The sequence below is a fragment of the Streptosporangium sp. OZ121 genome, from assembly GCF_051918885.1.
GTDB lineage: Bacteria > Actinomycetota > Actinomycetes > Streptosporangiales > Streptosporangiaceae > Streptosporangium.
In genome coordinates, this window is sequence record NZ_JBPXMC010000009.1 from 113,189 (window position 1) to 135,811 (window position 22,623).

The following is a 22,623-nucleotide window of genomic DNA, read 5'->3' on the forward strand; positions in this document are numbered from 1 at the left end:
CCCGACTGCCTCCCCCGTAAGGCACGGCCTCCCGGCCGCCACCCCCGAAGGGTGCGACGTTCCGGCCTCCTCCCCCGGAAGGCACGGCCTCCCGGCCGCCTCTCCCGGAGAGGGCCGCGTCCCGGCCCCGAGACCCCCGAACGAGGCGCCATGACCATCAGGGACCTGGCCACCCGGCTCGACCAGACTCTCGCCCCCGACCCGCGAAGAGTGATCATCAAGCTGTTCGTGCCCGGCGAGGACGCCGCCCTGGCGCGCAGCCGGGCCGCCGCCCTGATCGACCGCATCACGCTTCTCGGCCACGACGAGACCTCCGCGCTCCTCGATGAGACGCTGCGGGGGTTCGGCGACCGGCACCGCGACCTCTCGACGACCTTCCTGCACCACTACGACCTGGTCCGCTACCGGGTCCCGAGCCATATCGACCTGCGGCCGGCGGCCCGCCTCCTGGTCGGCGCCTACTTCAGCCACGAGTACGCGGTGGAGGGCGCCGCGCTGTGCAACCCCTCGATGGTCGCCCACCCCGACCAGTCCGGCCTGAGCCCGGGACGGCTGCGCGTGGTGATCAGCACGCGGCAGATCGGCGAGGGCCACCTGTCGTCCATCGGCTTCGTCACGGCGGTGCTCGGCCCCGGCGACGAGCTCGTCGTCGCCGACCGCTCGGGACCGCTGACCGCCGGTCCCCGGCACGGGGTCCCCCACCGGCGTGACCTGCTCGCCGCCGCGCTCACCGACGAGGGCTGGGACAACGAGGTCTCCTCCACCGTGCTGGGCTCGCTGCCCGACCTCTTCGACGACGACGACTTCGAGCAGGCGGTCGCCCGGCTCCCCACCGACCTGCTCACCCGCACCACCACGCACGGCACCGTGGAGGAGCTGCGCCGGGCGACCGCCGCCGACTACGCCGTGACCTTCCCCGCCGACGTCCCGATCGAGCGGCGGGTACTCTGGCCCGCCACCGCGGCCGAGAGCAACGGGATGGAGGACGCCCGTTTCGTGAGGATCGTCGATGAGGACGGCACGCCCTCGTACCGCGCCACCTACACCGCCTACGACGGGCGGCACATCCGCTCGCACATGCTCGCCAGCGACGACCTGCGTACCTTCGAGGTCACCCCGCTGCGCGGGCCCGCCGCCGTCAACAAGGGGATGGCGCTGTTCCCGCGTCGGGTGGGCGGGCGCCGGCTGGCGCTGTGCCGATCCGACGGCGAGACCATCGGCCTGACCTCCCTCGGCGAGGACAGCAGGTGGCGGCGCCCGGTACCGCTCCACACCCCCCGCAGCGGCTGGGAGCTGATCCAGGTCGGCAACTGCGGATCCCCCCTGGAGACCGAGGCCGGCTGGCTCATCCTGACCCACGGCGTCGGCCCGATGCGCCGCTACGCCATCGGCGCGCTGCTGCTCGACCTGGACGAGCCGCGCCGCGTCATCGCCGAGCTGCCGGGCACGCTCCTCACGCCCGGCGACACCGAGCGCGAAGGGTACGTGCCCAACGTCGTGTACTCCTGCGGCGGCCTGCTGCACGCGGGCGCCCTGTGGCTGCCGTACGGGGCGAGCGACGCCCGGATCGGATTCGCCCGCGTGACCCTCGACACCCTTCTGGGGGCGATGCGATCGTCCCCGGAAGGCAGGTGAGCCCCGCACCCCCGCCCGCCTTGCTCTTTTGACCTCCTGGCCTCCTGGCCGCCTTCCCCTCGCCCGCCTGACCGGTCGCCGGTCACCGGGGGGAGAGGTCGAGCGAGCTCCTCCGCGCCGGCCATTGACAAATTATAATTTTACGTACAAGGTTGATTTTGCGATGAGAGACGTCCTGTACCTGGAACAGATCGAGCAGGCCGAGGCCCTGCTCAAACCACAGCGCATCGAGGTGCTGCGGCAACTCGCCGAGCCGCGCTCGTGCACCGAGGTGGCGGCCCTGCTCGACCAGACCCCGCAGCGGGTCTACTACCACGTCAAACGCCTGGTCGAGGCCGGCCTGGTGACCCAGGTGACCGAGCGCAGGGTGCGCGGCATCCACGAGGGCGTCTACCAGGCGAGCGCCCGTTCCTACTGGCTCTCGCCCCGCCTCGTCGGCCGGATCGGCCTGCGCACGACCCGGGACGAGCTGAGCCTGGGCTACCTGCTGGATCTCATGGAGGAGGTCCAGGCCGACATCGGCGCGCTCGACAGGACCGCGCCGGAGCTGCCGTCCATCGGCGTGTCCGGCGAGATCCGCATGCTCCCCGAGCGGCGTCAGGAGTTCCTGAACGACCTCCAGGCGGCGCTCCAAGACCTTTTCACCCGTTACGGCGGCGCCGAAGGGGACGCCTTCAAGCTCGCCGTCGCCTGCTACCCCAAGGGAGGACCCCGTGAGTGAGCCGATGAAGCTGAGCGCTCGCGTGACCGCACCGCTCAAGGCAGTCCACCACGCCCTGACCGACCCGGGCGAGCTGCGCGTCTGGCTGGCCGAGCACGCCGAGGTCGAGCTGCCGCATCGGTACGCGTTCTGGGGGCGCCACACCCCCGGCGGAGCGGCGCCCCACCAGCGGCCGCTGCACGTCGACGACCACACGCTGCGCTTTTCTTGGCAGCTCGGCGGCGAGGAGACGACCGTCGAGATCGGCCTGGAGGAGGAGAGCGCGGAGTCGACCATCGTGACGCTGACGCAGACCCACTTCGACCAGGAGTCCGCGATGACCGAGGGCGGCGTCCTGGGGACGCTGCAGACGTTCTGGTGCCTGTCGATCGCGAACCTGGTCGACCATCTGGAGGGCCGCGAGCTCACCCCGAAGGCCGACTTCACCTCCCCGATCTTGCGGGAGCGGGTCGTCATCGGCGGCTCGCCGGAGGCGGTGTTCGACTCGCTCGTCGACCCGGAGAAGTTCAGCCGGTGGTTCGGCTACAAGGTCGACCTCGAGCCGTACGTCGGCGGGCGGTTCGCGATGGGCGGCTTCGAGGTCAACGACACGCCCGCGAAGGTCGTCGAGCTGGAGCCCGGCCGCGGCCTCTCCCTGGAGTGGCCGGGCCGCGGCGTCTCCAGCTGGGAGCTGGAGGGCTCGGGCGGCGCGACGTGGCTCACCTTCGTGGAGAGCGGCTTCGACGAGAAGAACCCCCCGTACGCCGGGTGGATGGGCTGGCTCAGCGGCATCGCCGAGCTGCGCCGCTTCCACGAGCTGAGCGACTGGCGTCCGATCTGGCTCGACGCGAGCATTCCGGGCTCGCCGGAGCAGACAGAGGTGAGCGGCTGACCACGAGGGGCGGGATCGGCGGCATGCCGCCGATCCCGCCCCTCCGTCATCCCCGTCACACGACCTCGTGAATGTCACGGGGTCCGGTGAGTGTCACTCGATTCCATGGAGCGCTCCGCCTTCTTCATCTTCATCCTCACGACGACCGCTCCCGCCACGAAGGCGACGACGAACACGAGGGAGACGATCCGCCATTCGCTCGGCCAGTCCAGCACCTGCGGCAACGCCAACGCGACCAGGGCCAACCAGAAGAGCAGCAGGTACCACGCGTACGGCCGCACCGGCAACGCCCGGTCGCCCTTGGAGTACAGGGGAGGGAACCGGCCTGTCGCCAGCGTGTAGACGCTCTGTGCGATCATCAGGCATCCGAAGACCACAATGACCCAGTTGATCACCGTTAAAATTGTGTTGCCGCTCATCAGGATCGTCCCCCATCCCCGTCGTCTATGGATGGAACCCGTCTTTTCCGACCGTCGGCCACCTGCCCCGTGATATGCGAGGAAAACCCTTCATTCGAACGACGGCACGCGAATTCGGCCCGCCTTTCCCCGCTCCAAAGATGAATTGCGGAAACGCCGGACATCTATCGGAGATCTAGCTGACGCAGAACTCGTTCTCCTCGGGGTCGAGCATCGTCACCCCGTAGTAGTCGTCGTTTCCCTCCACCGTCAGCACGTTCGCCACAGTGGCGCCCAGCGCCGTCAGCCGGGCGACCTCGGCGTCGACCCGCCCCCTGCGGACCGCCACGGGCGCGGTGCGGTCCTCGTTGGCGCGCAGGTCGAGGTGGAGGCGGTTCTTGACCACCTTGCCCTCGGGCACCTTCTGGAACCACAGCCGGGGCCCGACGCCGTCGGGGTCGACGACGGAGTCGTAGCCGTCGAAGAGCTCCTCCCCCGGCAGCCCGGCGTCGCGCCAGTAGTCGCTCCAGCTCTCGAACCCCTCGGGGGCCTCCTCCAGCCGGTAGTGCAGCGCCTCGGCCCAGAACCGTGCCAGCCGGTCGGGGTCGGCGCAGTCGAAGGTCACCTGAAACCTGATCGCCATGATCGCCTCCGTGTCGCCGTCGTGTCGCCGTCGTGTCGCCACCTCACCGGCACGTCACCGGCGCCGACGATCCTGCACCACCCGTACGACATTTCCCGGCACCCGGCACCCGGCGCTCACCAGCACATGACGGCGGCCTGGCCTGGTCCCCAGCAGGAGTGGACACGCGCGCGCAGGACGTAGCGGCGGCCCCTGAGCAGGTGGACTCGGAGGGACACGTTACGAGGGCGCCCGCCGTCGTCGTCGCCCGCCAGATAGCGCGGTTCGCCACCGACCTCCTCGAACAGCACCAGCACCGTGTCGCACTCGCCGAAGACACCGACGGTGTAGTCACGGGTGGCGCGAGGTGTGATCACGAAGTCGCGCTGCTCCCCCGCCCCGGTGCCGAGCGGGGCGGAACAGAACGGCCGCAGCTCGGTGGGCGGCTCGGCTCCCGAGGGCGGGTACCAGCGGCGGGCGAACGCGGCGTCGGGCTCGGAGACGGTGCCCGGCGGCACGATCCCCGCCCGGTGGCACGACGGTTCCAGGATGAGCCCCGGACCGAGCCGGTATCCCATGACGGACAGCGGATCCCATACGGGGCCGTTCGCCTCGCTCTCGTCGAGCCTGCGGATGACGTTGTGGAACGTCCGCGACCTCGGCCAGAGATTCGGCGGTCCCGCGAAGTCCTCGTAGACGGCCTCCTCGTCCCAGAGGATGCCCGAGTACGGGCTCTGGTGCTCGTGGACCATGCCGATGACGTGGCCGATCTGGTGCAGCACGGTGCCCCGGCCGGACGCCCCGGTGAGGTCCCAGCCGAAGTTCACCGTGCGGGAGGCGGTCCCGACGCGGAGCGCGTCGCGTCCCACGGCCGACCACGATCCGGCGTCCCGCCGGAACCCGATGCGCACCTCCGCCTCGGTACGGTCGGCGACCTCGGCGAACTCCAGCCCGATGCCGAGGTCCTTCCACTCCTGGAACCCCCGGCGCACGGCGTCGCGCTGCCCGCCGTCGCCGTGCTCGCCGTCATGCCGCCCGCCCAGGAAGCAGTAGTGCAGGACCGTGCCGTTCAGCCACGCCCGCCGCCCCGAGAGCAGAGCCGCGCGCCGCCGTCCCTCAAGCCCGTCCGGCGGCGCGTAGGCGGGGTACGGCGGGAGCGAGCAGTGCCGGACGCGCTCGCCGTCGCCCGCCCTCATCGACGTCCCCGCGATGTGCCGGCCCTCGCCCGCGGGCAGGATGGAGAGATCAAGGAAACCGTGTCCACATGCCACGAGACTGGGGACGGAATCCCGGACGCGCATGAGTAGGGCCTACTCAATTCCACGTGTATCACGGACGGGCGGCCCGGCTCATATCGCTGTGAGAAACCCACGGTCCCCCTGGCCGTTCACGGCCAGGACGGAGGAACTCGATCTCGTACGGCGGAACCTGGCGGCCGGCCGCCGGGGCGTCGTCGTGACCGGCGCGGCGGGGAGCGGCAGGAGCCGCCTGGCCGCCGAGGCCGTACCCGTGCCCGAGGCCGTACCCGTGCCCGAGGCCGTGCCCGAAGCCGTGACCGAGCCGGTGCACGCGCGGGTCACGGGAACGCCGGACACCCTGGACAGCCCGCTCGCCGCCTTCGCCCATCTCCTCTCCCGCTCCCCGCGCCGCGCCGGGCTTCCCACCTCCCGGTCCCTCACGGGATCCTCCCCGCGCCCCGCGGGGCTTCTCTGCCCGCCGGACCCGGTGGAGGCGCTGGACGGGGTGCGCGTGCTCGTCGTGGACGACGCCCACCTCCTCGACGACTCCTCGGCCGCGCTCGTCCACCGCCTGGCGCTCAGGGGGCGTACCCGCCTGCTCGTCACGGTCCGGGAGGGCGTGCCCGTGCCGGAGGACGTCTCCAGGCTCTGGAAGGACAACCTCCTGCCGCGCGTGGCGCTGGCCCCCATGACGGAGCGCGAGTGCGGCGAACTGCTGTCCCGGGCGGTGGGCGGCTACGTGGACACCCTCACCGTCCGGCGCCTGCACCGGGCGAGCCGCGGGGACCTCCGCCTCCTGCGCGAGCTGGTCGTCGCCGTCCACGCCGGAGGGGACCTGAGCAACGTGTCGGGCACCTGGACCTGGCGGGGCACTCCCCCGATGACGGCGCGCGTCAGGGAGCTGGTCGAGGACACGATCCGCGACATCGACGGGGAGGAACGGGAGGCGCTGGAGCTCATCGCGTCCGGCAGGCCGCTGAGGCTGGTCATGTCCGGCGAGCCGCGGGAACCCACCACCGCGTCCGCGCCCCTGACATCCGCCGCGTCCGGCGCACGCTCGGAACCCACCGCGTCCGGCACGCTCCCGGAGCTCCTCGCGTCCGGTGAGCCCCCGGTCCCGGGCGCGGCGGGCGCCGGAACCGCCTTCGGCGTCCTCGAACGCCTGCGGACGAAGGGGCTGGTCACCGTGGACGACCGGTTGTCGGTCCGGCTCGCCCACCCGCTGCACGGCCCGGTGCTCCGTGCCGCCGCGAGGCGCCCGGGGACGGGCGGTCCTTCCGGCTCGCCACGGCTCCCGCGGACCTCGGCCACGGCCACGGCCACGGCGCTGGCGGGCGAGTGCGAGGACCTGACCGCACGCGCGTACGCGGGACGGCTCTCGGGGATACCGCGCGGCACCGGCGAGCGGATGGCCGAGGACGACACCGGCTGGGACGAGCCCGCGATGCCGGAGTTCTGCGCGCGGCGCGCCCGGGTGGCCCGGCTTCGCGGGGAGACCCGCGAAGCCGTCGCCTGGAGCCGCGAGGGACTGCGCCGTTCCCCCCACCACCGCGCCTGCCTGGCCGAACTCGCGCACGCCTCCGCCTACCTCGGCGACCTGACGACGGCACGGCAGGCCCTGTCGCGCGGTCCGGCCCCCGGCGGGGACGCGCGAGCGCGCGTGCGGCCCGCCGCCCAGGACCGGTCCTCGATGTCCCCGAGATCCCCGGGATCCCCGATGTCCCCGGCGACACCGGAACTCGCGGGTGACGCGCTGTCGTGGGCGCTCGCCACCGAGCGGGCGCGGACCTGGACGCTCGCCGCCGAGGGAGACCTCGACGGGGCCCTGCGCTCCGCGCTGCGTGCCGCCGGAGACGACCCGCTCGACGACGACCTGTTCGCCCTGCACGACGTGGTGCGGCTCGGGACCCCCGAGCTGGTCGTCGACCGGCTCGGGGAGCTGGCCGGCCGCGCGCGGGGAGACCTCGCCCCCCTGCTGGCGCGGCACGCCCGAGCGCTGGCCGGGCGCGACGGTGAGGCCCTGGACAAGGTGGGGCGTGGTCTCGCCGGCCTCGGCCTGACGCTGCACGCGGCGGAGGCGTTCGCGCACGCGGCCCTCGTCCACGAGGACCGGCGAGCCTCGCAGTCCTCCAGGAACCGGGCCTCCGCGCTGGCGGGCACCTGCCAGGGGGCGCGCAGCTCCGCCCTGGTCAACCTCGCGCTGCCCAGGCTGACCGCACGCCAGCGGCAGATCGTCAGCCTGGCCGCGGCGGGCCTGACCAACCGGCAGATCGCCGAACAGCTCACCGTGTCGATCCGTACGGTGGCCAACCACCTGTGCGACGCCTACGCGCGGCTCGGCAGCAGCGACCGCGCCGGCCTGGGAAGGCTCTTCACCGTCGGCTGACGCGGCGGTCCGGCCGGGCACGCCGGGCGGCCCGCCCGGCCGGGTTCCGGACGTCCCCCGGCCGGAGGCGTCAGGCCCCGCCGATGGCGGAGAAGGACCAGCCGGTCGCCCGGTTGAGGGCGTCGCCGGGCATCGCCAGCCTGGCGTCGCGCAGGGCCTCGGCCATGCTCAGGCCGCGTCTCAGCCCCTCGTGCAGGGCGAGCATCAGCGGCACCACGGCCTGGTCGTCGACGGGCACCGAACTCGCCACGATCCCGGCCGTGCCCAGCGGCAGCAGCGCCGCGGCGAGGCCGAGCAGCTCGTTCGCGCCGACCGGCTGCAGCCTGCCGGAGTCGCAGCTGGACAGGACGATCCGGTACGGGGCGCTGTGCAGCCGTTCGAGGTCGTGCACCGTGAGCGGGCCGTCGTCCATCCTCAGGGAGGAGAACATCGGGCTGTCGGAGCGGAAGGTGCCGTGCGCGGCGATGTGGGCGAGCCTGCTGCCGTCGAGCGCCGCGAGCACGGCCGGGGCGACCGCGGTGCCCGACCCCAGCACGGTCGCCTCCCCGTACCGCGCGGCCAGGAGCGGGATCTCGGCACCGCCCGTCGCCAGCCCCGGCCCCCTGACCAGCACGACCCGCTCCTTCGCCGGCGACGGCTCGATCCGCCGGGCGCGGAGCCAGGCGCTGGCGGACGGCGACACGCTCAGCACCCGCTCGCCCAGCGCCGGCAGCAGCGCCCAGGGCACCCCGTGCAGCCTGCCCGGCGGGACGACGACCACGGGACCGTCCCCGAGGTGGCGCACGGCGGGGCCGAGCAGCGACTCCTGGAGGCGGCGCCCGCCCGCTTCGAGGACGGGCAACCTGCCCTCCGAGCCCCCGTACGCGATCCGCGCGAGGCCCGCGCGGGCGTGGTCGGCGTCGATCGCCGCGTCGGCCAGCCGTCCCGCGGCGAACCTGCGCACCCGGCCCCGGCCGCAGAGCAGGACGTACAGCTCGCCGTCGACGGCGACGATCTCGATCAGCCACCCGTCGCCGAGCCCGTCGAGCAGGGGGCCCGCGTCGAAGCGGTGCCCGTCGAAGCCGCCCGCGCTGCGGGTGCGGAGCGTGCGGGCGCGGATCTCCTTCTCCAGCCGCCGCTGCTCGCGCTCCAGCGCGGGGACCGGCACGCCCCCCGGCCTCGCCGTGTCGACCCGGCTGCTGATCTCGCGGAAGGCCGTCACGTCGCGCAGCAGCTCGGGGTCGTCCGGGGGCCGGGTCGGCGGGACCGCGAGCACGGTGGCCCGCCAGCGCTCGCTCCAGCCGAGGAACCGGCGCGGGCTCCCCCCGGCGAGGGTCGCCCGCTGCGCGAGCAGGGCCAGTTCCGCCCCCTGCGCGCTGGCCCGCGCCCGCAGCTCCGAGGCGCCCAGGGTCATCCTGTACTCGTCCAGCAGGTCGAGCCCCCGGCGGCAGGCGTCCAGCACGCCGCGCGTGCGTCCCGCCGCGGCCGCCCTGAGCGCCTGCGCCACCCAGCCGTCCACCCGGGCGAAGGCGGGCCCGCGCCCCCTGGTCCTGGCCGCGGCGGCCAGGTGCCGTTCCGCGTCGGCCTCCCAGCCGAGGGCGAGGGCGGTACGGCCGGCCAGCAGCGAGGCCTGGACCGCCTCGGGGGAACGCAGCTCCGCCAGCCGTACGGCGACCTCGGCGGCGTCGCGCACCGAGCGGCCGGAGACCTTTCCCGCCGCGAACCTGGCCTGGACCAGCACCAGCCGGGCGTGGGCCTGCCACCAGTCGCGGCGCTGGCTGGAGAACAGCCGGATGGCCGTGCTCGCGCGGGCGATCGCCGCGTGCGGCTCACCCGCCGCGATCGCGGCCCGCGCGGCGATCAGGAGGAGCTCGGCGCTGCGGGTCGTCTGCCCTCCCATGCGGTTCAGCTGTTCCGTGGCTGCGTCGGCCTCCTCCAGCGCCTCGCGCGCCAGCCCGGCCGCCAGGAGCACCCCGCACCGCCGGATGTGCAGCACGAACATGGGCGTGCCGAGGGCCTCGTAGCGGCTCGCGGCCTCGTCGAAGAGACGCAGCGCCGCCGGGAGGTCGCCGGACCTGAACGCCGCCAGCCCGCGGCTCTCCACGGCGTCGGCCTTGTCGTGCTCCTGGTCGGTGGTTTCCCACAGCCGCTCGGCGGCGACGAAGTCGGCCTCGGCCCGCTCGACGGACCCCATGGCCAGGTGGACGGTCGCCCTGAGCGTGAGCGCACGCGCGGTCCAGATCGTGTCCTGGGCGCGGCGCAGGGTGGGAATGGCCCGCCGCAGGTCGTCGAGCGCCTCGCGGTGCCCGCCGAGGACCCACCAGGCGTAGCCGCGGCGGAACAGCACGCGGGCCCCGGTGATCCCGCTGCCCCTCTCGACGGCCGTCTCCAGCGCCGCCATCCCCTGGCGGGTACGGCCCGCGTGGATGAGGGCGGCGCCCAGGGTCGCCAGCACGTCGGCCTCGCGGTTCGGGGAACCGGACCTGGCGGCGAGGGCGCGGGCCTGCCGGAGGTGGCCGATCGCCACCATGAGGTCGCCGAAGTCGCGGTGCCAGATGCCGATCACCTGGTGGGCGACGGAGGCGTCGTGCGGCGAGGGGGCGCCCGACAGCCCCGACAGCACGGCCCGCGCTCCGGCCAGCGCGTCCGCCGGGCGGGCGAAGACCAGGGGCAGCAGGGAGAGCGGGTCTCCCACGGGCGGCGGGATCCGCGAGCTTCCCCCGGTCACGGATCGATGTTAGACGTGGTGTGTTCAGGGCGTCCATGCCGCGGAGCCCTCCGAGGACGCCCCCGTCCGGCTTCGGACTCCCGTTCGCGCCCGGGAATCCGCTCGGGGGGTGTATCAACGAGACGACCGGCGGCTCTTAACCCGTGGCGACGTCAGGACATCTCCGAGACGAGGACGGCGAATATGGCGAGTGCGGCGAGTGCGGTACCAGACAGGTTCCAGGAACAGTTCGACCAGATCCAGGACGCCATGGGCGACGAGATCGTGCTCGCGGCGGGTTTCGAGGGCCCGGAGCGCATGTTCCTCTACGAGAAGGGCTACGTCCTCGCCCGCGCCGACGACGCCGACGAGGTCGCCTCGGTGGTCAGGGACGCGTTCGTCCGGGATCGCGGCGGTGACCAGGCCGAGAACGTGCGGGTGGAACGGGACGACAGCCCGGGCGGCGTGCTCAGGATCCGGGTCGGGGAACCGGACAGGAGCGAACGTTCCAGCGACCGGGACGTGTCGGACGCGCTGAGGGCCGTCGAGGGCCTGGAGCGTGACAACAGCCGTCGTATGGCGTCCAGGAACCACATCGTGTCCATCGCGGTGAACTGCTGCCCCGGCGACGAGCCGGTGCCGGTGCCCCGGTCCCAGCCGCCCAACCCGGCGGTGGCCGAGTCCTCCGGCCGGGGGGACGTGCCGGTGTCCGTCCTCGTGGTCGACACCGGGCTGGTGGAGAACTACAAGTCGCACCCGTGGATGCACCGCGTCGAGGGCGTGGGCAAGGAGGTCGAGCTCGACAAGGAGGGCATCCTCAAGCAGTACGTCGGGCACGGCACCTTCATCGCCGGGCTGGTCAGCGCCGTCGCGCCCGGCACCGACGTCACGGTGCACGGGACGCTCGTCAACGCGGGCGCCATCAGCGAGAAGGTCCTGGGCGACAGGCTGCTCGGCGGGATGCTTCCCGAGGGGAGGTGGCCCGACATCATCAACCTGTCCGCGGGGACGCCGAGCACGTGCTCGGAAACGCTCCTCGGGCTCGAACGCTTCATGGACGCGCTGATGGACCACCCCGAGACGCTGCTCGTGGCGGCCGCGGGGAACAACGGCAACACCGTGAGGTTCTGGCCCGCCGCCTACGCCGACCACCCCGGCTACGCCGGTGCCGTCGTGTCGGTGGGGGCGCTGAGGAAGGACGGCGCGGACCGCGCCTGCTTCAGCAACCACGGGCCGTGGGTGACGGCGTACGCGCCCGGTGAGCGCCTGGTGAGCGCCTTCACCGCGGTGGACCCCACCCCCGCGGTGTACGACTATCAGCACTCCACCTTCCCCCAGTGCCGGTACGGCCACCGGTACGACTGCACCTGCCAGTTCCCCCCGCACCGGGGCGAGCTCAGCGAGAACACGAAGGCGTCGCCGAGCGCGCTTCCCGAGCGCGTCGTGTTCGACGGCCTGGCGGAGTGGAGCGGCACCTCCTTCTCCACCCCCCTGGTGGTGGGCATGATCGCCGACTACATGATGCGGCACGAGGGGACCGGTTCCCGGGAGGCCGCCGGAAAGCTCCTGGACGAGACCCCCGCCGGCATCCTGCAGAGCATCCCCGTCCCGGCTCTCATCCCCTCCACCTGGAAATCGGCGAGCGTGCGAAGTGTTCCGGCCGGGCACTGAAAACCACTGCGGGCGGATCGGCCCTCCGGCGTACGATGACAGTCCCGAAAGCAAGGGGACCTCACCGTGGATCGAGACTCGATCGGCATCCTCTTCCGCGCCGCGGTGGACACCGACGACGCCGCGGCGTGGAAATCCCTGGTCGAAGGTCTCAGCCCCCTCGTGTGGTCCGTCGTGCGCGCTCACGGGCTGAGGGACGCGGACGCGCAGGAGGTCTACCAGACGACCTGGTTCCGGCTCGCGCAGAACCTCACGCGGATCCGTGAGCCGGACAGGGTCGGCGCGTGGCTGGCCAGCACGGCGCGCAACGAGTGCATCAAGGTGATCAGGACCGCCCGGCGGGTCTCGCCGAGCGGCGACCCTGCGGTGTTCGACCGCGCCGCCGACGACCGCACTCCGGAGCAGGCGGTGATCGACTCGGAGGACGCCGCGAGGGAGCGGGAGCGGGCGCGGGCGACCTGGCAGGCCTTCCAGGAGCTCGGTGAGAGCTGCCAGCGGTTGCTGCGCCTGCTCACGGCGTCACCGCCGTCCAGCTACCAGGAGGTGTCGGCGACGCTCGGCATCGCCGTCGGGAGCATCGGGCCGATCAGGCAGCGCTGCCTGCGACGGCTGCGCGTCCTCCTGGGCAGGCGGGGGTTCCGATGAGCGCGGGGTTTCCGATGAGCGACGACGAGCTGGAGGCGGAGCTGCGCCACGCCATCGAGCTGTTCGATCCCGTTCCCTCGCATCTCCTGCAGATCGCGGTCGAGGCGTACACGCTGCGCACGCTCGACGCGGAGCTGGCCGAGCTGGTCTTCGACTCGCTGAGCGGGTCCTCGCAGGTGCGGGGTGCGCGGCAGCCGCGCGTGCTGACCTTCCAGGGCGCGGGGCTCACCGTCGACCTGGAGGTCACCGTGACCGCCACCGGCGGGCGGGTGGTGGGCCAGCTGATGCCGCCGCGGCGCGTGGAGGTCGAGGTCCTCGGAGGCCGGCCGGTCACCCTGACGGCCGACGACCTGGGCAGGTTCATCTACGACGACGTTCCCGCCGGGCCGTTCAGCCTCCGCTGCCGTCTCGGGGACGCGACGGTCGTCACCGAGTGGATCACCGTCTGACGGCGGCCCGCGCGGTGGGCGCGGCTTCCGGCCCGCGCCCGTCCGCGTCCCGCGGCGGCCCCCGGGTTTCGGTGCCCAGGTGGGGGTAATCGACCTGGTAGACGACACAGGGGGACCCATGAGTGACCGCCGGACCGTGCCCGAGTTGATGGGCGAGAACGACGTCGTGGACCTGCTGGTGCGCCAGCACGCGATGATCAGGGATCTGTTCGACGAGGTCGAGGAATCCCCCGCGGGGGCACGGCGGACCGAGGCCTTCGAGCGCCTCGTGCGGATGCTGGCGGTGCACGAGACCGCCGAGGAGGAGATCGTGCACCCCTACGCGCGTCTCAAGATCGAGGATGGGGACGAGGTGGTCGGCGACCGCCTCGCGGAGGAGAGGGAGGCGAAGCAGCTGCTCGTCGACCTGGAGAGGCTGGGCACCGGCCATCCCGACTTCTCCGGGCGTCTCCAGGTGCTGCGGGCGGCGGTGCTGGCCCACGCCGAGGCCGAGGAACGCTACGAGTTCGCCCGGTTGCGCGCCCGGACGAGCGTGGCCGAGCGCCGGGCGATGGCGGCCGGGGTGAAGGCGGCCGAGGCGCTGGCCCCGACCCACCCGCACCCGGGTACGGAGTCGATGGTCATGAACCTGCTGTTCGGGCCGCCTCTGGCGATCGTGGACCGGACGCGCGACGTGATCCGCCAGGCCATGCGGGGGCACGGCGGCTGAGGTACGCCGCTCTCATCGGTGGTCGCCTGTCACGGGGTCACGGGGTCACGGGGTCCCGGGTGAGGCCGGTGGCAGGAGGCGAGGCCGGGTGGCGGGGCAAGGCCGGGGCGGGGGGCGAGGCCGGTCACGACCTCGCCGCGCCCGCCTCCCGCAGCGAGGAGGTGCCGCGACGCCAGTGGCTCATGACGTGCTCGGCGAAGAGCCGGTCCAGGGTCAGGGCGCAGGCCGCGCCGTACAGGACGTCGCCGGCCCGCGAGGGGCACCGCGTCGCGAACCCGCCGCACATGTCGCCGGCGGCGATCTGCTCGTGGGCGGCGTCGGCGCGCACGTGCTCGTCGTAGAAACGCCGCGCAGCCTCGTCACCGCCCAGCCTGCGCAGGCCCATGGAGTAGCGGTGGTTGAGCGCCGAGGAGGTCATCTCGAACGCCGCCAGGTGGCCCAGCAACGCTCCGAGGTGGCGCCGGTGCAGCCCGAACAGCGACATGGCGTTGGAGACGGCCAGCGTGATCGCCGGGACCCGGTCGAGGTGGGCGCCGTAGGAGTCGTCCAGGTCCAGCCCGCGCATGGTGGCCCGGAACAGCTCCGAGCGCATCCGCTCGGCCCTCCCGCCGCCGTACGCGTCCGCCTGGATCTCCACCAGCGCGGCCTTGGGACGGCCGCTCAGCCGGGGAATCGCCAGGGTGTGCGGATCGGCCTCCCTGAGATGGTGGACCGACCGGTGCGTGACGAACTCGCGGAACTGCTCCAGGTCCGCCTGCCGCTGGAGGAACCCCGCCAGGTCGGGCCCGTCGACGGCGGCGGCCACCAGCTCGGCCAGGGCCTGGCGCGTCTGCTCGGGCCGCGAGCCTGGCGGGTACTGTACGGCCCGCGCCAGCCCCTCCTCGAACCGCGCCTCCAGGATCTCCCGCACCTCCAGCAGGGAGGGATTCCACTCCCATCGGTCGTCCACACCCTCGAAGCCCTGGTAGTGCAGCTCGTAGCAGACGAAGAGGGCCAGCTGCACGTCCTCGTCCACGAGGACCGGGCCCGCGAAACGCGCCGGGAACGACAGGAGCGGGAGCGAGAGGAGACCGAAGCGGTGCGGCGGGCGTGCCAGCCGTTCGAAGAGCAGGGAGGTGATCGGGCCTCGCACGGCGGGCAGCGCAGGAGCCTGGCCGGGAACCCCCGGATCCCGCGGGTTCGGGAGGTTCCGCTTCGAGCGCGGCGAAGGCGACGGGGACAGCGACGGCGGGGTCGGCGGGGCCGGCGGGAACGTCGAGGGCTCCGGAGAACGTGACGGGCCGGAGGACCTCGGGAGCCCCGGCGTGCGCGACCGGATCGGAGACTCCGGGGGAGCCGGGAGGCGCGACGATCCGGAGGACTCGGAGCGCCCCCGCGTGCGCGGCCGTAACGGAGACTCCGAGGGGGCCGGGAGGCTCGGGGGCGCGGGGAGACCGGGAGCCGTCAGGGGTCCGCTCGCGGCCCCGGGGGGATCCTTCACCGTGGTGCCGTCGTCCTGGACGTCGGCGATACGCCGCCCATGGTGAGCGGACGCGTCGAACCCGCGCGCCATGCGTCCCCCCGTTCGATGACCCCCAGACCGGTCCGATGCCCGCCCCGGAGCCCGCGAAACGCTCCCAAGATCGCTGCTTCCATCCGATGAACTGCAGAAACAACGAAATATGCGGGTACTCCGGTAGGTCGGGCGGCACTTCGGCCGTCCAGATCGGTCCGGTACCGCGTTCCTCGCTTTCCTCGGGACGGGCCCGCGCCCGGCGTCCGGCGAGACGCGGTATCGATTCGGGATGTTTGGCATGACCGTTTACGGTCATCCCATGGAGAACCTCGACATCCCGCGGTTCCCGCCCGTCCCCCTACCGGAAGCGGTCCTGGTGTCTGCCTCTCCATCCGCGTCGGCGTCCGCCGACCCGTCCGCCGTCGCGAACGGCGGACCGCCCCCGGCCGTGCCCGCCTCCGGAGACGAAGTGGAGACCGCGCGACCGGCTCCCGCGGGTGACACCGGAACCGCGCGCCCGGCCCATACGGACGGCACCGGAACCGCACGCCCCGCTCACGGTGACGCCGAAACCGGGCGGCCGGCTCCCGGTGACGACGCCGAAACCGGGCGGCTGGCCGCGCTGCGGCGGTACGAGATCCTCGGCGCCTCCCCGGACGGAACCTTCGACCAGATCGCCGAGCTGGCCGCGACCGTGTTCGACGCCCCCATCGCCACGGTCGGCGTCGTCGACACCGACCGGGTGTGGTTCGCCGCCGCCCACGGGCTGGACGGGATGGAACAGGTCGGCGTCGAGCCCGGCCTGTGCGCCTCGGCGGTGCTGGCGGACGGCCCGTACGTCGTGAACGACGCGGCGGTCGACCCGCGTACCCTCGATCACCCGCTGGTCCGCGGGGAGCTGGGGCTGCGGTTCTACGCGGCCGCCCCGATCGTCACCGCCGAGGGGCATCGGCTGGGCACCGTGAACGTCATCGACCGGCGCCCGCGGGAGGTCACCGCCACGCAGACGGCGGTGCTGACCGGGCTCGCCGCGCTGGTCGCCCGGCATCTGGACCTGCGCCTGGCGGCCGTCCACGCCGTACGCGCCGAGCGGCTGCTGCGCGAGGAGGCCGACGAGCGCGGCGCCGTGACCGCCGCGCTCGCCGAGCGGCTGCGCCAGGTCGCCGCCGAGGAACGCGAGACGGGCCGCCCCGCGCTGTGCCAGCTCGGCGGCTCGGGACGGCAGTGCGCGGAACCCGCCGAGCTCAAGATCGCCGACGGTTGGGGCGACTCGGCGTGGGCCTGCACCGCGCACGCGGAGGAGGCCCTCTTCGTGGCCGCGGTGTTCATCGCCAACAAGGACCTCGGTGGCCTGAACGCCTACCTCGACCGCCCCTGACCCGCCCGGCGACGCTTCCGGTGACGCTTCCGGCGACCTCGGCCACGCTCCCGGGTGACCTGACCACTCGGTGGCCGGATCGTCCCGGGAGCGCGCTCGGGCGCGGGCCTTGGGACAACCGGCGCGTCAGGCGCGGGCCTTGAAGGAACCGCTCGTCAGACCTTGAAGGAACCGCTCGGCAGGCGCGGGCCGTCGAGGAAGCGGTCAGGCGGGTCGCCGAGGAGGGCGGTCAGGCGTTCACCCTCGCGCGGCGGGCCTCGATCGCCTCCAGTCCCACCTGGTCGTCGGGGAGGGCGTCGGGCATCTCGGTGTCGAGCCCCACCAGCCTCCTGACCCGCAGCGACCCGGCGACGACCAGCACCATCCCGAGAGCGCAGAGCAGGTAGAGCAGCCCGATGCCCCGGCCGGGTCCCACCCCGATCACCGCGCCGACCGTCGAGGCGAGAGGACCGCCTGGGACGAGCAGCGGGTCGAGCAGGGCGGCGCCCAGCGGGGCCACCAGCCCCATGCCGATCGGCAGGGTCGACCAGGCGACCAGGGTGTTCAGCGCGAAGACCCGGCCGTGGTAGCGGTACGGCACCTTGATCTGGACGATCGTGGTGTAGATCGAGTTCATCACGGTGAGGAAGAAGGTCAGCGCGAACGCGCCGATCCCGATCGTCACCAGCGACGGGCTGAGGCCGACGATCACGCTTCCCGCGGCCATCGCCAGCGTGGCGGCCAGGACACCGCGGAAGCGCCGCTTGGGCGGCCCGCCCCACAGCGCCATGGTGAGCCCGCCGAGCAGCACGCCGAGGCCGCTCACCACCGAGATGCGGCTGACGTCGGCGAGGGTCGCGAAGGAGAGCACCAGCGGGGACACCAGCAGCATGAGCGGCGACAGGAAGATGTTGAGCACCGCGAAGAAGGCGAGCATCGAGCGCAGGCCCCGCTCGTTCCAGGTGTAGCCGAACCCCTTGGCGATCTCGGTGGTCAGCGGCTCCCTCGGCCGCCACGGCAGCGTGTCGGGGAAGCGGACGAGGAGGACGACGACGATCGCGAAGACGTAGCTGGCCACGTCGATGGCGACGATGCCGCCCAGCCCGATCCAGGCCAGCAGACCGGCGGCGATCAGCGGTACGACCAGCTGCGCCACGCCGCCCGCCATCTGGGTGACCCCGATCGCGTGGCCGAGGTAGTGCTTGGGGACCAGCTGCGGGACCGCGGAGTTGTAGGCCAGCCGCTGGAAGCTGCTCGCGACCGACAACGAGATGATCAGCAGGTAGATGTGCCAGAGCTGGAGGTCGCCGAACAGGATGATCCCGGCGAGTACCGCCTGGATGGCGGCCGAGGCGCAGTCGGCCAGCAGGATCACCCGGCGCCGGTCGCCCCGGTCCACGATCGCACCGGCCAGCGGCGAGATCAGCAGCCCCGCGAGGTTGAGCACGGCCAGGATCGAGAACTGCGTCACCGAACCCGAGTCGACCAGCACCGTGAGCGGCAGCGCCCACCCGACGAGCGCGGAACCGATCATGGATATCTGCTGGCCCGCGGAGAAGGTGAGGAAGCGCGCCATGCTGGGCCGCACGGCGTCCTTCCCGCCGTCCGAGGCCTTCGGGTCCGAGGTCCTGGCGACCCCGTGGACCCACCAGGTGTCGTCGGGACCGCGTTCCGGCGGCGCGTCCAGCCGGTCGTGGATCTGCAGGATCCCGGCCAGCTCCTCGGCCCGGTAGCGCAGGAAGAAGTGCCCTCCCTCGTCGAGGACGACCAGGGCCGCGGTGTCGGCGATGAAGTGCCACTCCCTGAACCGCTCCTCGTAGAAGTCGGTCGCCGGGTCGCGCTCGCCGATCACCGAGACGACCGGGGCGCGCAGCCGGACGCGGTCGGGGGTGTCGAACAGGTCGGTGAAGTACTTCTCGGCCGCCCTGCCGTCGTGGCGCATCGTGCGGACGATCCGGTCGGCCACCCCCGGATCGAGCTCCTCCAGGTCGACACCCCGCGCCTTGAGCCAGTTGATGTCGCCCTGGCTGCGGCGCAGGCTCTCGAACTCCCCGATGCGCGACAGGGTCCGCATCAGGCCCCGGGGACGGGCGAAGGGGAAGATCGCCCCGATGTAGACGGCCTCGACCTCGCGTCCGGCCGCCTCCACGCGCCTGGCCAGCTCGGTGGCGAGGCCCGCGCCGACCCCGCAGTGACCGTAGATCACGACCGGCCCCTCGACGGTCCGCAGGATCTCCTCGGTGCAGCGCCTGGCGACCTCGTCGAACTCCTCTGGCTCCTCGTCCAGCCCGACGTCGTTGCCCGGGATGGCGACGGCGTAGAGCGCCTGGTCCTCGGGGAGCGCGTCGGCGAGCGGCTGGTAGACGATCGCGCTGCCCGAGCCGTACGGGACGCAGACGTAGCTGCGCGTCACGGTACGGCGGGGAGTGAGCCGCTGGAGCAGCGGGCGGACCCCTCCGCCGCCGGGGCCGCCGACGAACCCGGCCAGCTCCCGCACGGTGCGGAAGGAGAACAGGTCCACCAGTCCGACCTGCAGGCTGCCCTCGGGCAGGGCCCTGCGCAGCTTGGCCACGACCTGGATGGCCAGCAGGGAGTTGCCGCCCAGGTCGAAGAAGTCGTCGTTCGCGCCGACGCGCTCCACCGAGAGCACCTGCTCCCAGACGGCGGCGATCGCCCGCTCGGCGTCGTTCTCCGGCTCGACGTACTCGGCGGCCCCGGGCTTCTCCGGGGCGGGCAGGGCCTTGCGGTCCAGCTTGCCGTTCGGCGTCAGCGGCAGCGCGTCCAGGGTGACGAACATCGAGGGGACCATGTAGTCGGGCAGGGTGCCGCCGAGGGCGACCCGCACCCGGGCGGTCTCCGGCGGCTCGTCCGCGACGAGGTAGGCGACGAGCCGCCGGTCCCCCGGCACGTCCTCCCTCACGATCACCGCGGCGTCGCGCACCCCCGCGCGCTCCCGCAGCGCCGCCTCGATCTCCCCCAGCTCGATCCGCAGGCCGTGCAGCTTTACCTGGTCGTCGAGGCGGCCGAGGAACTCGATCGTGCCGTCGGGCAGCCACCGGGCCGCGTCGCCGGTCCGGTAGACGCGGTCGTGGCCGAGGGGGAAGAACCGCTCGGCGGTGAGCTCGGGCCGCCGGTGGTAGCCGAGGGCGACGCCGACCCCGCCGATGTGCAGCTCGCCGGGCACCCCCACCGGCACCGGGCGGCGGTGCGGGTCCAGCACGTGCAGCGCGATGTTCTGGATCGGCGCGCCGATCGGCACGCTCGTCCTGCCCGCGAGCGCCTCCGCGGTGCAGTGCCAGGAGGAGACGTCGATGGCGGCCTCGGTGGGACCGTAGAGGTTGTGCAGCTCGGCGCCCGGCAGGGTCGCGAGGCAGCGCAGGGCCAGGTCGACCGGGAGTTCCTCCCCGCTGCAGATGACGCGCCGCAGCGAGGTCAGGTCCCGTACGCCGTCCTCCGACAGGAAGATCCCGAGCATCGAGGGGACGAAGTGCGTCGTGGTGACGCCCTCCGAGGCCACCAGCTCGCGCAGGTAGGCCGGGTCGCGGTGCCCGCCCGGCTCGGCCAGCACCATCCTGGCGCCCGTCATGAGCGGCCAGAAGAACTCCCAGACCGACACGTCGAAGCCGGCGGGCGTCTTCTGCAGGACGACGTCGTCCGGCGTCAGGCCGTAGCGCCTCTGCATCCAGTCGAGACGGTTGACGATGCCGCGGTGGCTGTTCGGCACGCCCTTCGGCCTGCCCGTCGAGCCGGAGGTGTAGATCATGTACGCCGCCGCGCCCGGCTCCACCGCGTCTGCCGCGTCTCCCGCGCCCGGTTCGCCCGCACCACCCGGAGCGGCCCCGGCGTCTTCGGCGTACCCGGCATCCCCGGCATCATCGGTGGCGGCCCAGACGGCGGGATCGTCCAGGGCGAGGACGGCGGCGCCGTGCCCGGCCAGCCGGTCCGCCAGGTGCCGCTGGGTCAGCACCACGGCGGCGCCCGCGTCGGAGAGCATGAAGGCGAGCCGGTCGGCGGGGTAGTCGGGGTCGAGCGGCACGTAGGCCGCCCCCGTCTTGAGCACGCCCAGCAGCCCGGTGACCAGCTCCGCCGACCGCTCCGCGCAGACCGCGACCAGCGATCCCGGCCCCGCCCCCGAGCCGCGCAGCACGCGGGCCACCCCGGCGGCCCGCTCGTCGAGCTCCCGGTAGGTCAGCGACTCGCCCCCGAAGGTGACCGCGGGAGCGTCGGGGCTCCGCGCCACCTGGGCCTCGACGAGGCCGTGCAGCGTCGCGTCGGCGGGGAAGTCGGCCGCCGTGGCGTTCCACTCCTCGGTGAGGAGACGGTGCTCGGCCTTCCCGAGCAGCTCCAGCTCGCTCACCGGGACGCCGGGGCGGGCGACGGCGTCCCGCAGGAGGTTCTCCAGGTGCCCGGCCATCCGCTCGACGGTCGCGGCGTCGAACAGCGCGGTCCGGTAGGTGAAGGTGGCGGTCATGCCGCCGTCGGCGGTGGGGACCAGGTAGAGCTCGACGTCGTAGCGCGCCGAGCCCGGCGCCATCGCGAAGTCCTCGGCCGCCAGGTCACCGGCGGCGCCCGCGGCGACGGCGAAGTCGTGCATGGAGAAGAGCGCGTCGGCCAGCGGCTGCCTGCTCGGGTCGCGGGGCACGTCGAGCGCGTCGACCAGCCGCGTGAAGGGCAGTTCCTGGTGGTCGAGGGCGTCGATGACCACGTCGCGGGTGCGGGTGACGAGCTCGGCGAAGCCGGGGTCGCCGTCGAGGCGGGCGCGGAGCACGAGGGTGTTGACGAACATGCCGACCACGTCGTCCAGCCCGTCCCTGGTCCGCCCGGCGACCGGCGTGCCGACGGCGAGGTCGTCCCGGCCGCTGTAGCGGGCGAGCAGCACCTGGAAGGCGGCGAGCAGGGTCATGAAGCGGGTCGCGCCGCGCTCCGCGCCCAGCCCGGTCAGGGCGGTGACCAGCTCGGGGTCGAGCCGGTGGACGTGGGAGGCGCCGTCGAAGGTCAGCCGGGGCGGGCGCGGCCGGTCCGAGGGCAGCTCGGCGCGAGGCAGCCCGGCCAGTTCCCCGCGCCAGAACGCCAGCTCCCGCTCGAACGACCGCTCGCGCTGCCAGAGCGCGAAGTCCCCGTACCGGACGGCGGGCGCGGCGGGGGCGTCTCCCCGGTACAGCGCGAGGAGGTCGGCGAAGAGCAGCTGGGTCGACTGCCCGTCGGCGGCGATGTGGTGGACGAACAACGCCAGGACGTGCTCGTCGTCGGCGATCCTGATCAGGGTGGCGCGCAGCAGCGGCCCCTCGGCCAGGTCCAGCGGCTCGGCGCTCTCCGCGCCGATCAGCTCGGCGGCCTCCGCGTCCGTGGCGGCCTCGGCCAGGCGCAGCGGCACCGGCGCGGTGGGAACGACGTGGACCGCGGGCCGCCCGTCCTCCGTCGCGGGGAAGCGGTGGCGCAGGCTCTCGTGCCGGTCCGTCAGCGTGGCCAGCAGGTCGCGCAGCCGGTCGACGTCGAGCGGGCCGCGCAGCCGCACCGCGACCGGGAGGGTGTACGTGGAGGTGCCCGGGGTGAAGTGCTCCATGAACCATAGGGGCTCCTGGGCCGGGGAGAGCGGGGGAGGCGTGCCCTCGGGCCTGCGCGGGATCTCGGGGCGTTCGGTGTCGACGGCCCCGCCCCGGAGCCTGCGCCTGAGCAGATCCCGCCTGGCATCGGACAGATCGGCGACGGACATGGCCTCATCCCCCTGTGACGACGTCTC

The 22,623-nt window shown here is 73.3% G+C and carries 15 protein-coding genes; 9 read left to right on the top strand and 6 right to left on the bottom strand.

The window, feature by feature from the left end; genetic code table 11:
• The first annotated feature begins 150 nt into the window (after positions 1 to 150).
• The 3 genes from ACTOQ1_RS18600 to ACTOQ1_RS18610 all read left to right on the top strand — a co-directional run bounded on the left by ACTOQ1_RS18600 (position 151) and on the right by ACTOQ1_RS18610 (position 3,227).
• Positions 151 to 1,635 carry a glycoside hydrolase family 130 protein gene (locus ACTOQ1_RS18600; protein ID WP_440068713.1) on the top strand — a complete coding sequence of 495 codons (1,485 nt, stop codon included), beginning with the start codon at positions 151 to 153 and terminating at the stop codon, positions 1,633 to 1,635.
• 163 nt (positions 1,636 to 1,798) lie between these two features.
• Positions 1,799 to 2,356 carry a helix-turn-helix domain-containing protein gene (locus tag ACTOQ1_RS18605; RefSeq protein WP_440068715.1) on the top strand — a complete coding sequence of 186 codons (558 nt, stop codon included), beginning with the start codon at positions 1,799 to 1,801 and terminating at the stop codon, positions 2,354 to 2,356.
• The gene (locus ACTOQ1_RS18610; protein WP_440068716.1) at positions 2,349 to 3,227 is read left to right on the top strand and encodes an SRPBCC family protein; all 879 of its coding nucleotides are present in this window, start codon (positions 2,349 to 2,351) and stop codon (positions 3,225 to 3,227) included. Before ACTOQ1_RS18605 ends, ACTOQ1_RS18610 begins: the two co-directional genes overlap by 8 nt.
• A 74-nt stretch (positions 3,228 to 3,301) precedes the next feature.
• Here ACTOQ1_RS18610 and ACTOQ1_RS18615 read toward each other — a convergent pair whose 3' ends face one another.
• From ACTOQ1_RS18615 to ACTOQ1_RS18625, 3 genes are all read right to left on the bottom strand, one after another.
• On the bottom strand, positions 3,302 to 3,622 hold the full coding sequence (locus tag ACTOQ1_RS18615; RefSeq protein ID WP_440068718.1) for a hypothetical protein: 321 nt from the start codon (positions 3,620 to 3,622) through the stop codon (positions 3,302 to 3,304).
• A gap of 199 nt (positions 3,623 to 3,821) precedes the next feature.
• The gene (locus ACTOQ1_RS18620) at positions 3,822 to 4,268 is read right to left on the bottom strand and encodes a VOC family protein (protein WP_440068720.1); all 447 of its coding nucleotides are present in this window, start codon (positions 4,266 to 4,268) and stop codon (positions 3,822 to 3,824) included.
• Between the two features lie 116 nt (positions 4,269 to 4,384).
• On the bottom strand, positions 4,385 to 5,548 hold the full coding sequence (locus ACTOQ1_RS18625; protein ID WP_440068722.1) for a M12 family metallopeptidase: 1,164 nt from the start codon (positions 5,546 to 5,548) through the stop codon (positions 4,385 to 4,387).
• A gap of 58 nt (positions 5,549 to 5,606) precedes the next feature.
• Here ACTOQ1_RS18625 and ACTOQ1_RS18630 point away from each other — a divergent pair, with 58 nt between their 5' ends.
• Positions 5,607 to 7,871 (top strand): helix-turn-helix transcriptional regulator, encoded by a 2,265-nt coding sequence (locus tag ACTOQ1_RS18630; protein ID WP_440068723.1) that lies wholly within the window; start codon positions 5,607 to 5,609, stop codon positions 7,869 to 7,871.
• 70 nt (positions 7,872 to 7,941) lie between these two features.
• Here ACTOQ1_RS18630 and ACTOQ1_RS18635 read toward each other — a convergent pair whose 3' ends face one another.
• Positions 7,942 to 10,578 (bottom strand): CHAT domain-containing protein, encoded by a 2,637-nt coding sequence (locus ACTOQ1_RS18635; RefSeq protein ID WP_440068725.1) that lies wholly within the window; start codon positions 10,576 to 10,578, stop codon positions 7,942 to 7,944.
• Positions 10,579 to 10,761: 183 nt separating this feature from the next.
• Here ACTOQ1_RS18635 and ACTOQ1_RS18640 point away from each other — a divergent pair, with 183 nt between their 5' ends.
• From ACTOQ1_RS18640 to ACTOQ1_RS18655, 4 genes are all read left to right on the top strand, one after another.
• Positions 10,762 to 12,228, top strand: a complete 1,467-nt coding sequence (locus ACTOQ1_RS18640) for a S8/S53 family peptidase (protein WP_440068727.1) — start codon at positions 10,762 to 10,764, stop codon at positions 12,226 to 12,228.
• 66 nt (positions 12,229 to 12,294) lie between these two features.
• Positions 12,295 to 12,873, top strand: a complete 579-nt coding sequence (locus tag ACTOQ1_RS18645; RefSeq protein WP_440068729.1) for an RNA polymerase sigma factor — start codon at positions 12,295 to 12,297, stop codon at positions 12,871 to 12,873.
• 14 nt (positions 12,874 to 12,887) lie between these two features.
• Positions 12,888 to 13,322 (top strand): hypothetical protein, encoded by a 435-nt coding sequence (locus tag ACTOQ1_RS18650; protein ID WP_440068731.1) that lies wholly within the window; start codon positions 12,888 to 12,890, stop codon positions 13,320 to 13,322.
• A gap of 118 nt (positions 13,323 to 13,440) precedes the next feature.
• On the top strand, positions 13,441 to 14,031 hold the full coding sequence (locus ACTOQ1_RS18655; RefSeq protein WP_440068733.1) for a hemerythrin domain-containing protein: 591 nt from the start codon (positions 13,441 to 13,443) through the stop codon (positions 14,029 to 14,031).
• Between the two features lie 124 nt (positions 14,032 to 14,155).
• On the opposite strand, the gene ACTOQ1_RS18660 is transcribed toward ACTOQ1_RS18655, so the two are convergent.
• Positions 14,156 to 15,163 (bottom strand): iron-containing redox enzyme family protein, encoded by a 1,008-nt coding sequence (locus tag ACTOQ1_RS18660; RefSeq protein ID WP_440068735.1) that lies wholly within the window; start codon positions 15,161 to 15,163, stop codon positions 14,156 to 14,158.
• A gap of 682 nt (positions 15,164 to 15,845) precedes the next feature.
• Between ACTOQ1_RS18660 and ACTOQ1_RS18665 the strand changes: the two genes are divergently transcribed.
• Entirely contained in the window at positions 15,846 to 16,904 is a 1,059-nt protein-coding gene (locus tag ACTOQ1_RS18665; protein ID WP_440068737.1) for a GAF domain-containing protein, read from the top strand.
• A gap of 229 nt (positions 16,905 to 17,133) precedes the next feature.
• Here ACTOQ1_RS18665 and ACTOQ1_RS18670 read toward each other — a convergent pair whose 3' ends face one another.
• A complete protein-coding gene (locus tag ACTOQ1_RS18670; protein WP_440068738.1) occupies positions 17,134 to 22,596 on the bottom strand; it encodes an amino acid adenylation domain-containing protein in 5,463 nt (1,820 codons plus the stop codon).
• Positions 22,597 to 22,623 lie beyond the last annotated feature (27 nt).

Excerpts from the sequence above, each read along its gene's own strand:
- ACTOQ1_RS18600 (WP_440068713.1), top strand. The coding sequence starts at position 151 with ATGACCATCAGGGACCTGGCCACCCGGCTCGACCAGACTCTCGCCCCC.
- ACTOQ1_RS18605 (WP_440068715.1), top strand. The coding sequence starts at position 1,799 with ATGAGAGACGTCCTGTACCTGGAACAGATCGAGCAGGCCGAGGCCCTG.
- ACTOQ1_RS18620 (WP_440068720.1), bottom strand. The coding sequence starts at position 4,268 with ATGGCGATCAGGTTTCAGGTGACCTTCGACTGCGCCGACCCCGACCGG.
- ACTOQ1_RS18625 (WP_440068722.1), bottom strand. The coding sequence starts at position 5,548 with ATGCGCGTCCGGGATTCCGTCCCCAGTCTCGTGGCATGTGGACACGGT.
- ACTOQ1_RS18640 (WP_440068727.1), top strand. The coding sequence starts at position 10,762 with ATGGCGAGTGCGGCGAGTGCGGTACCAGACAGGTTCCAGGAACAGTTC.
- ACTOQ1_RS18650 (WP_440068731.1), top strand. The coding sequence starts at position 12,888 with ATGAGCGACGACGAGCTGGAGGCGGAGCTGCGCCACGCCATCGAGCTG.
- ACTOQ1_RS18655 (WP_440068733.1), top strand. The coding sequence starts at position 13,441 with ATGAGTGACCGCCGGACCGTGCCCGAGTTGATGGGCGAGAACGACGTC.
- ACTOQ1_RS18665 (WP_440068737.1), top strand. The coding sequence starts at position 15,846 with ATGGAGAACCTCGACATCCCGCGGTTCCCGCCCGTCCCCCTACCGGAA.
- ACTOQ1_RS18670 (WP_440068738.1), bottom strand. The coding sequence starts at position 22,596 with ATGTCCGTCGCCGATCTGTCCGATGCCAGGCGGGATCTGCTCAGGCGC.